The 9,181-nt window shown below is 61.6% G+C and carries 10 protein-coding genes; 4 read left to right on the forward strand and 6 right to left on the reverse strand.

What is annotated here, in order from left to right; genetic code table 11:
- Nucleotides 1–153 precede the first annotated feature (153 nt).
- Complete coding sequence (ispG, locus tag VFI82_15560) at nt 154–1,398, forward strand: flavodoxin-dependent (E)-4-hydroxy-3-methylbut-2-enyl-diphosphate synthase (protein HET7186103.1); 1,245 nt, start codon at nt 154–156, stop codon at nt 1,396–1,398.
- 100 nt (nt 1,399–1,498) lie between these two features.
- Nucleotides 1,499–1,672: a hypothetical protein gene (locus tag VFI82_15565; GenBank protein ID HET7186104.1), complete on the forward strand. Its 174-nt coding sequence runs from the start codon at nt 1,499–1,501 to the stop codon at nt 1,670–1,672.
- 277 nt (nt 1,673–1,949) lie between these two features.
- Here the strand turns inward: VFI82_15565 and VFI82_15570 are convergent, their stop codons facing one another.
- Nucleotides 1,950–2,432, reverse strand: coding sequence for a nuclear transport factor 2 family protein (locus VFI82_15570; protein HET7186105.1), 483 nt, complete (start codon nt 2,430–2,432; stop codon nt 1,950–1,952).
- Nucleotides 2,433–2,550: 118 nt separating this feature from the next.
- Here VFI82_15570 and VFI82_15575 point away from each other — a divergent pair, with 118 nt between their 5' ends.
- Together VFI82_15575 and VFI82_15580 are read left to right on the forward strand one after the other, a co-directional pair.
- Nucleotides 2,551–3,351, forward strand: coding sequence for a CAP domain-containing protein (locus VFI82_15575; GenBank protein ID HET7186106.1), 801 nt, complete (start codon nt 2,551–2,553; stop codon nt 3,349–3,351).
- An 82-nt stretch (nt 3,352–3,433) separates the two neighbouring features.
- Complete coding sequence (locus VFI82_15580; GenBank protein ID HET7186107.1) at nt 3,434–4,756, forward strand: DNA recombination protein RmuC; 1,323 nt, start codon at nt 3,434–3,436, stop codon at nt 4,754–4,756.
- Here VFI82_15580 and VFI82_15585 read toward each other — a convergent pair whose 3' ends face one another.
- The 5 genes from VFI82_15585 to VFI82_15605 all read right to left on the reverse strand — a co-directional run.
- A complete protein-coding gene (locus VFI82_15585) occupies nt 4,757–5,110 on the reverse strand; it encodes a hypothetical protein (GenBank protein ID HET7186108.1) in 354 nt (117 codons plus the stop codon).
- Nucleotides 5,097–6,272, reverse strand: coding sequence for a sulfite oxidase (locus VFI82_15590; GenBank protein HET7186109.1), 1,176 nt, complete (start codon nt 6,270–6,272; stop codon nt 5,097–5,099). The genes VFI82_15585 and VFI82_15590 overlap by 14 nt, the downstream gene beginning before the upstream one ends.
- Before the next feature lie 127 nt (nt 6,273–6,399).
- A complete protein-coding gene (locus VFI82_15595) occupies nt 6,400–7,077 on the reverse strand; it encodes a PspA/IM30 family protein (GenBank protein HET7186110.1) in 678 nt (225 codons plus the stop codon).
- Between the two features lie 265 nt (nt 7,078–7,342).
- Complete coding sequence (locus VFI82_15600; GenBank protein ID HET7186111.1) at nt 7,343–8,806, reverse strand: SPFH domain-containing protein; 1,464 nt, start codon at nt 8,804–8,806, stop codon at nt 7,343–7,345.
- A 105-nt stretch (nt 8,807–8,911) separates the two neighbouring features.
- Nucleotides 8,912–9,181, reverse strand: a 270-nt coding sequence (locus tag VFI82_15605) for a hypothetical protein (protein ID HET7186112.1), incomplete at its 5' end; no start/stop codon positions are given.

Here is a 9,181-nt window from a genome sequence, read left to right on the forward strand (position 1 = left end):
CCAGGTAACCTGCAATTTCCCCAGGTTACCTGCACTTATCTCATTGATTCCACACACCACCCCCAGGGAGGGGGTAGCTAACCTAACGATCGCCGGCGGCTGACGGCTGACCGCACGAAACTGCTGCGTGTCTTTTGTTAAACTGAAACCCACATGGCAGAAATCCACCGCAGACAGACTGTGACCGCTAACATTGGCGGGGTTCGCGTCGGCTCCGACGCCCCGGTCGTGGTCCAGTCCATGACCAATACCGACACCGCCGACGCGCTCGCCACCGCGCAACAGGTGGAAGCGCTTGCCCGCGCGGGCTCGGAACTGGTGCGCGTCACGGTGAACAACGACGCGGCCGCTGAGGCCGTGCCCCGCATTCTTGATCTGCTCGAGCGCCGCGGCATCGGCGTCCCCATCGTCGGCGACTTCCACTACAACGGCCACCTGCTGTTGAAGAAATATCCGGCCTGCGCCCGCGCGCTGGCGAAGTACCGCATCAATCCCGGCAACGTCAGCGTCGGCCGCAAGGACGATGACAACTTCCGCACCATGATCGAGGTCGCGGTCGCCAACCAGAAGCCGGTGCGCATCGGCGTGAATTGGGGCTCATTGGACCAGGCGCTGCTGACGCGCATGATGGACGAGAACTCCCGCCTCGCCGAGCCCAAGTCAGCCCGCGACGTCACCATGGAAGCCATGATCGTCAGCGCGCTGAACTCGGCCGCGCTGGCCGAAAAATACGGCCTTCGTGCCGACCAGATCATTCTCAGCGCCAAGGTCAGCGGCGTGCAGGACCTGATTGATGTCTACCGCGCCCTGGCCGCGCGTTGCCGCTACCCGTTGCACCTTGGGCTTACCGAAGCCGGCATGGGAACCAAGGGCGTGGTCGCCTCCACCGCCGGCATTGGCGTGCTCCTACAGGAAGGAATCGGCGATACCATCCGCGTCTCGCTCACTCCCGCGCCCAACGGCGATCGTACCGAGGAAGTAATCGTTGCCCAGCAGATCCTGCAGTCGCTCGGCATCCGCAGCTTCCTGCCGCAAGTTACGGCTTGCCCGGGTTGCGGCCGGACGACGAGCACTTTCTTCCAGGAGTTGGCCGACGATATTCAGTCTTATGTCCGCCGGCAGATGCCGGAATGGAAGCAGCAGTACCACGGCGTCGAAGAGATGACGCTGGCAGTGATGGGTTGTGTCGTGAATGGTCCCGGCGAATCCAAGCACGCCAACATCGGCATCTCCCTGCCTGGAACCTTCGAGGAACCGGTGGCGCCGGTGTTCGTTGACGGTAAGCTGACGCAGACGCTGCGCGGCGACCACATCGCCCAGGAATTCATCCGCATCCTCGATAACTACGTGGAATCGCACTACGCCCGCAAGACCGAAGTTACCGCTCCCGGCCGGTAGCCTCAGTTCGCGCCAGAGACAATATTCTTTTTACATCTTTTCACGATTAAAAGCGGAACCTCCCGAATCTGTATTGCGTAGTAATCAGTGTGAAGCGGGGATGGCGCGGGGCGCTAACCAAAACGACGCAGCGCCGTCCAAGGGAATAGAAGCGGAGGATGTCATGGACGCGAAGTATAACTGGATCATCGACAACACCGGCATCCGGCTGGCATTGAACGTGATGGGATTTGCCCTCTGGTTGCTGGCCTGCGCGGCCCTGCTCAGTTTGTAGACTCGCTTCTGCCGCGCGCCGTGAGTGTCCGAAAAAACTCCCGGGCGTGCAGGAAACGAGGGGCCGGCGCAGGGTCGGTCTTCCAATCCGCGGCCACGGCGGCAATTGAGCCGAGCCCGCCAAACCCAGCCACAGACGAGACGGAGATTTGTTGGAGGGCAGATCGCCCCCATTACCCTCGTGTGCCTCCACAGACCTCCCTCAACTCTGTGGCCGGGAATGTGTCCCTTCATTTTTTATTCTTCGTTCCCACTTCTCCCTTATTTCTTTTTACTTCTTACTTCACTTCGTTCTTTGTCCATGTCCAGGCGGTCATGCGCCACCCGTTCGCGCCTTTTTTCAGCGCAACCGTCAACGTCGAGCCGCTCTCCTTGATGGCGTTTCCTTTTTGCTTGAAGCTGTACTCAGCTGGAACCACCACGTAAGCGCGGTCGCCCGTAACCTCGACGTGTCGCGCCGGACCCAGTTTGACGGAACCGTCCGTAATGCCATCCTTCTTGGAATCAGCATCGAAGTCGTTCATCCACTTCGCGCACCCGCCCGCCCCGTGCCACTCGTACGGCGGGAATTCGTCGATGATTGAGGTTTGGTCGGCGCACGCCGCTGCCGCGGTCTTGCCGTCGCCTTTGTTGAACGCATCCGTAAATTGCTGCACCGTCTTCATCACCGCGGTCTTGTCCGCCGCAGCGGTCTTGTCTTGTCCGAAACCCGCGCCGGCTGCCAATGCCATCAGCGCGAAAGCAATAAGCATCTTCTGCATGTCTCCTCCACTTGCGTCAGGTGAGCTTTGGGGAAAGCTGAATGCCGCAAGAATGTAACATCCCGAGCGTGCGCTGGGCCTGTAAAATATGACTTCGCTGCGTGGCATCTCAGCCCCTATGAGCAAGACTTTCTTGAAAGCTCTCCCCTTCTGTCTCCTGTTCGTCGCATTTGCCTCCGCCCAGCAATTCGACCCGCTGGCCGAGCAGCAACTGGTTGCAATGATTAACCAGGAGCGCGCCCGCGCCGGCCTTCCCGCGCTGAAAGTCGATGACCGCCTGACCCAGGCAGCGCGCGCGCACTCCGTCCTGATGACGCAGAAAAAGCAGTTGTCGCACCAGTTCCCCGGCGAACTGCCGCTGCAGGAGCGTCTTGCCGCTACCCATCTCCGCTTCAACAGCGACGCCGAGAACGTCGCTTACGACTACTCGGTCCAGCAGGCGCACGAAGGGCTCATGCAATCTCCGCCGCATCGCGAAAACATCCTCAGCCCCAAGTACAACACCATCGGCATCGGTGTGGTGCGCAGTGGCGAAATCATCTGGGTGACGGAGGACTTCGCCAATCGCCTCCAGGAGTATTCGGTCAATGACGCCGAAAATGCCATCATCGCCGCCTTCGAGCGCGAGCGCCGCCGCACCCACCACCCGACGGCCCAGGTCACGCGCCTATCCGAGTTGCGGCGAATGGCTTGCGCCATGGGGAAGGCAGGCCGACTGGATTCTCGCGCCCCGTTGAAATTGCTCAACGCCGAAGCCACCGTTGTCTACACCGAGGCCGATCCCACTCGCCTGCCGCCCAATGCGATCAAGATGGCGCACGACAATTCCGTCAAGCGTTTTGGCGTCGGCGCCTGTTTCGCCGGCTCTGAGCGATATCCCGCAGGCGTCTGGTGGGTCGTGGTGGTCTTCTTTTCCTGAAGAACCAACATGGTCAAAGAAATGTCTTCGCCGGCTAAGCCATTGCGCTCTACAATCAGTCACCCCAGAAAAACGGAATGGAATGACCCCGCTTCTTCTGCTGTCTCTCGCCTTCAACCTGGTTGTGCTGGTGCTGCTCGCAATCCTGCTGCGCCGCTCCACCCAGGCGGCCGATCCCGCCGCCGCCGTCGCCACCATCGGCAACGCCATGCAGTCGCTGGAACGCGGCATGTCGCAGAGCTTCGCCAAAGCCACGGCCGACATGGCACAGCGCCTGGAGCAGACCAAGGGTGACCTCCGGCAGGAGGTCACCGACCGGCTGACTACGGGATTCAAGGAAATGCACGGCTCGGTCGTGGAACATCTTGCCGACGGACGGCGCGAGCAGACCGAGGCGCTCACACAATCGCGCCGGGAGCTGACGGAGTCGTTGGGCAATACGACGTTGCAGCTGAAAAAAGAGTTCGATGGCCTGAACCAGCGCACGGAACAAAAGCTGGAGGCAATTCGCGGCCAGGTTGACCAGAAGCTGCTGGAAATCAGCGGACAGGTGCAGCAGAAGCTTAACGAGAACCTGAAAGAAGGCTTCGCTCAGTTCGAAAAAGTGCAGCAGCACCTGAAGGCGGCGGAGGAGCAGTTGCGCCAGGTGGGAACCATCGGCAACTCGATCAACGACCTGAATAACCTGCTGAAGCTGCCGCACCTCCGCGGCAAGTTTGGCGAGGCCAGCCTGGAGAGGCTGCTGGAGGATTTTCTTCCCTCGCACATGTACGAACTGCAATACCCGCTGGCCGGAGGTCGCGTGGATGCGGTCATCAAGTTTCCCGACCGGGTGTTGCCGATTGACGCGAAGTTCCCGCGCGAGCAGGTGCTGCCGCTGTTCGAGACCAGCAACGAAGATGAACTGCAGAACGCGCGCGCCCAACTGGCCCGGGTGCTCGCGACGCAGGCGAAAAGCATCGCCGAATACCTGGATCCTGAGCACGGGACCATGGACGTCGCGCTGATGTACCTGCCGAGCGAAACCCTGTACCTGGAAGCGGTGCGCAGCACGGAGGCGATGGAAGCCATGTCGCGGCTGCAGGTGTTTCCGGTCTCGCCCAACACTTTGCTGATGACGCTGCGCACGGTCGCGCTCGCCTACAAGTGGTACGAGGTGGCGGCCCGCTTCGAAGAATCGAGGATGGAAATCGCCAAGGCGCAAAAATCGCTGGGATTCTTCCAGGCGCAATTCGACAGCGTGGGCGACAGCCTGGAGAGGGCGCAGAAAGCGTACGAGACGGCGGCCAAGCACCTCAAGACCTATACCAGGCGCGTAACCGCCATCAGCGGCGAAGAAGTTCCGGAACAGCTGGAATTGTCGGAGCCGCCGCGGCTGAGCAAGGCGGAGGCGAGCGGAGGATAATTACTTTTTCTTCCCGCTCTTGGCCGGCTTGGGCGATGCCGGCGCGCGGTATTGCGGGGCAGCCGGCGCTTTGTCGGCGGGGAAATTCGTCGACAGATAATCAATAACCGCATCGCGGTCCTGGGCTTCGACGAGCGCGCCCCATTTCGTCATCTTGTCTACTTCCTTGCCCCAGGTTTTCTTGTCCAGCCGCTGTTGCACGATGATCCCGGAATCATGACACTCCATGCACGCAGTTTTCACCTTCGGCGTGATTGGCGCCGCCGGAAGCTCCGGCGCGGGTCCCTGCGCCTGGATGAGCGCCGGCGGGCAGGCGGCAAGGCAGAGCACGATCACAAACCTATGCTTCGACATAGAATTTCACCTGCTCGATTCCGTTCCACAGATAGCCGCTGGGATTCCATCCCGGCTCCGCCGGCTGCACCCGCCCGGTGCTGTCGGTGGCGCGCGCCATGACCACGTACGCGCCCGGTTTCGCTGGCGTCCATGAGTATTGCCACTGCCGCCACGCATATTTGGCGTGATCAGCTCCCAGTTGTGCCGGCTGCCAGCTTCGGCCTTCATCGGTCGAGATATCAACCCGGCTCACGTCGGCCTCGCCCGCCCACGCCACTCCCTTGACGGCGATCGGCCGGCCCGACTTGCGCTTCGCCCCTTCCGTCGTGATCAGAGACTTAACGTTCAAGCGCGTGATCGGGGTGGTGTCGCCAATGATGTCGCCGCCTTTAGTGACGGGATTATTCGGCATGCGATAGCCGGGCTTCATGAAGTTGCCCTCGTACTCCTTGTCGAGGACGCGAATGTCGGTGAGCCACTTGCAGGAGGCCGCGCCGATCCATCCCGGTGTCAGCGCGCGCACCGGGTAACCGTGATGCTTGGGGAGAGGCGCACCGTTCATCTGCATCGCCAGCAGCGTGTCGGGATCCATCGCCTTCTCCAGCGGGATGCCGCGCACGAATTTCGGCACCTTGGCGGGCGGTTCGTCCAGACCGAAGAAGGCGACAAACTTTCCCGTGCTCTTCACGCCGGCCCGGTCCAGCAGGTCTTTCAGCCGCGGTCCGGTCCAGCGCGCGTTGCCCACCGCGCCACGCTGCCACTGCACGCCGGGAACGTGCGGCTCGTAAAACGCGCGCCCATTGCCGGCGCACTCCAGGGTGTTGGTCACGGTGGCGGTTTGCATCTTCTTCAAGTCCGACAGCGCCAGCTCCAGCGGATGCTCCACCTCGCCGCCGACCTTGAGGCGGTAGGTTTCGGCGTCAAACTCGGTCGGCTCCGACATGTGATTGCGCACAAAGAACAGGTTGACGGGCGTGATGTAGGAGTCGAGCAACTTGACCGGCGTTTCCAGATCGTAGAAACGGAGCGAGCGAATGATGAGTTTTTCTTTTCCAGGAACGAGGGACTGGGCGGCCGCAAAATCCGGCCACCCGATACGGCCGGCGAGCGCCAGTCCGGCGCCGGTCAGCAAAGTTTTTTCCAGGAAATCGCGGCGAGAGATGCCGGGTCGAGATGCCATGGCGCCACCCCCACCAGAGAGGCGGCAGGACTATACGCAACTGGTCCCGGGAAAAGCAAGGGGCTAAGGTTCTTCACGGGAAACTCCCACATCTGCCAATAACGGGCAGATGTGGGGCACCCTCTCCTTAGCTGGCCGCAGTCGTGCCGGCGCTGCGACGGCTCTTGATTTCCGCCAGCAATTTCTCGATGGCGTCTTCCTTTTCCATGGCGGCGAAGCGGTCGTCGACATTGTCGGAAGCAATCTCGGACTTCGCCTGGCTGACGGCCTCGTCGTGGGCAACGCGACGCTTCATGCGGTCGAAGCCGGCGGCGTTGGAGCTGTCCGCGATGGAAGCGCGCGCATCGCTTGCCTTGCCCAGGGCGCGAGCACGACGATGCTGCGCGATCAGCATGTCGCTCTTGTTCTGCGCTTCGGCGAGCTTCTGCTCCAGCTTGCTGAGCGCGGTCTTCAGGTTCTCGACCTGTACTTTCTGGTCGGCCACCTGCTGGGAGAAGTTTTCCGCCAGTTCCTTGTAGCTGATGGAGCGCTCCAGCGCGACGCGCGCCAGGTCGTCCTGTTTCTTGTCTACGGCCATCTCCGCCCGGCGCACCCAGTCGGACGCGGAGGTGGTGTTTTCCTTTTGCTTTTTCTCGAGCAGGTGCTGGTCAGCGATGGAAATCGCGACCTGAGTCTTGACCTGCAGGAGCTGGTTCTGCATGTCGAGGATGATCTGCTTGATCATCTTCTCGGGATCCTCCGCCTTATCGACCAAGTCGTTGAGATTGGCGCGGACCAGGGTCGCAACTCGTTCCAGTAGTGCCATGACGAACTCCTTTCAAAACCTGCCATCGGCGGTTGGCCGTCGGCTCTCGGCGATTCCTTCATCTTCAGACTTGGCGCGGCGCCTCGCGGCAACCGCCAACACCGCACCCATTGCAAGTCCCGCGCAGATCCAGACTGCGATCCGGCCGGTCAGCATTCCAACCGCCGCCCCCGTCAGGATTCCTGCGATCAGAAAATATGTTCTCTCCATGTCGATCTCCTCTGCCGTTGCTCCGAGCCCGCGACTCGGTACCAGGCACTCGGTACTAGTTGCCGGCGCCCGCGCCTTTGCCCTTGTCATCACCGGGCAGCTCCGGCTTTGGCGCCTTGTCACCGATGGTGCGCACCTTGCCGAGCAGCTCCGACATCTTCATGCCGCTCAGGGTTTCAAACAGCGCGGGAACCTGCGCCGCCATCTGCGTGATGTCGCCGGTGATCTTGTTCATGCCGGCGGAATCGCCGTTGCCGGTGCTGACGATGGTGATCTTGTCCACGTTCGACAGTGGCGCCGACAGAGCGCGCACCACCTCCGGCAATCCGGTGAGCAGCTTGTCGATGACCGCGGCCTGGTTGTACTCCTGGAAGGCTTCGGCTTTGACGTTCATCGCCTTGGCCTCGGCTTCACCCTTCTTGAAAATGATGTCGGCTTCCGCTTCGCCCTGGGCGCGAATGCTGGAGGCCTTGCCTTCCGCCTCGACGACGAGCCGCTGTTTTTCGGCGGCGGCGAGGGTCTCAATGCGCTGGCGCTCGATCTCCGCCTGCTTGAGCACGGTGGCGATGAGCTCCTTCTCGCGACGCGTGATCTCGGCTTCCTGCACCTTGACCTGCTGCTCCTTTTCCACCTGCTGGATCTTCACCGACTCGGCCACCACCTGCTGCTGCATGACCTGGGTCTGAATTTCATAGGCCTTGTCGGCTTGCGCCTGCGCCTTCTTGCTGACTTCGAGGTACTGCGCCTGCTTGATGTTGAGGTCGCGGGTGGCCTCGGCCTGCTTGGCTTGCGAGAGCGTCTGGGCGAGCACGCGCTCCTGGTCCGCCTGGGCTTCGGCGACGGAGGCTTCGCGCTTGGCGACGGCGCGCCGGATGGCAGTGTCGCGCTCGGCTTCAGCGGCGGCGATGTCAGCATCGCGCTTGATGCGCGCGATGTCCGGCCGGCCCATGTTGGAGATGTAATCGTTCTTGTCCTTCACTTCCTTGATGGTGAAGGAAATCACTTCCAGGCCCATCTTGTTCATGTCGTCGGCGCAAGTGGAGCGCATGCGCTCGGCCACCATCTCTGGCTGCTTCACGATCTCCTCGACCGTGAGCTGGCCGATGATGCCGCGCAGGTGGCCTTCCATCACCAGACGAATCAGGCCCTCACGAATTTGCGGCGTCTTGTTGAGGAACTGCTCGGCCGCGGTGCGGATCGACTCGGGATCGGACTTGACCTTGATTTGGGCGACTGCTTCGACCGTGACCGCGACCCCCTGCTTGGTATACAGGTCCTGCTGCGGCGCCACGTCGAACGACATCAGTTCCAGCGACAGCAGCCGGCACTGCTCCACCAGGGGCAACACGATCGAGCCCCCGGCTTTGACAATCCTTCCCTGCTGGCTGCGAATACCGGTGATAACCAGCGCCTCGTTGGGCCCGGCGATGCGGTAGAGCCGCGTCAGCACTCCAATAATGAAGAGCACCGCCATGATCGCCAGTCCCACCATTACCCAAACACCTGCTGCGATTTGCATAGAAAGCTCCTAAGCAGTGGCTAGTGGCCGGTGGCCGGTGGCTAGCCTGAAAATTCAATGCACTTCCAACTCAGAACTCGAAACTCACAACTTGCTGAGCGACCGTCAGCCGTCAATCTTCGACTCGGTCACTCCCGCTTCATTGGCCATTTCTTCCCACGGTCGGACATAGGCAATGCCGTGCTCGTAGCGCGTGACTACGACCTCGGTACCGCGGGCAATCGCGCAGCCGGTCTCGCTCCGCGCGCCGCAGGTCCGCCGGATGCCTTCCTGCGAATAAATCACTTCCCCGGTCCCGCCCTCGCGAATGCCGACCGAAAGCCGGGCCAGAACGCCCTCCATGCGGTAATCGCGCTCATGGAGCGTGCTGTCGGT

The sequence above is a fragment of the Terriglobales bacterium genome (assembly GCA_035691485.1).
Lineage (GTDB): Bacteria > Acidobacteriota > Terriglobia > Terriglobales > Acidobacteriaceae > JAIQGF01.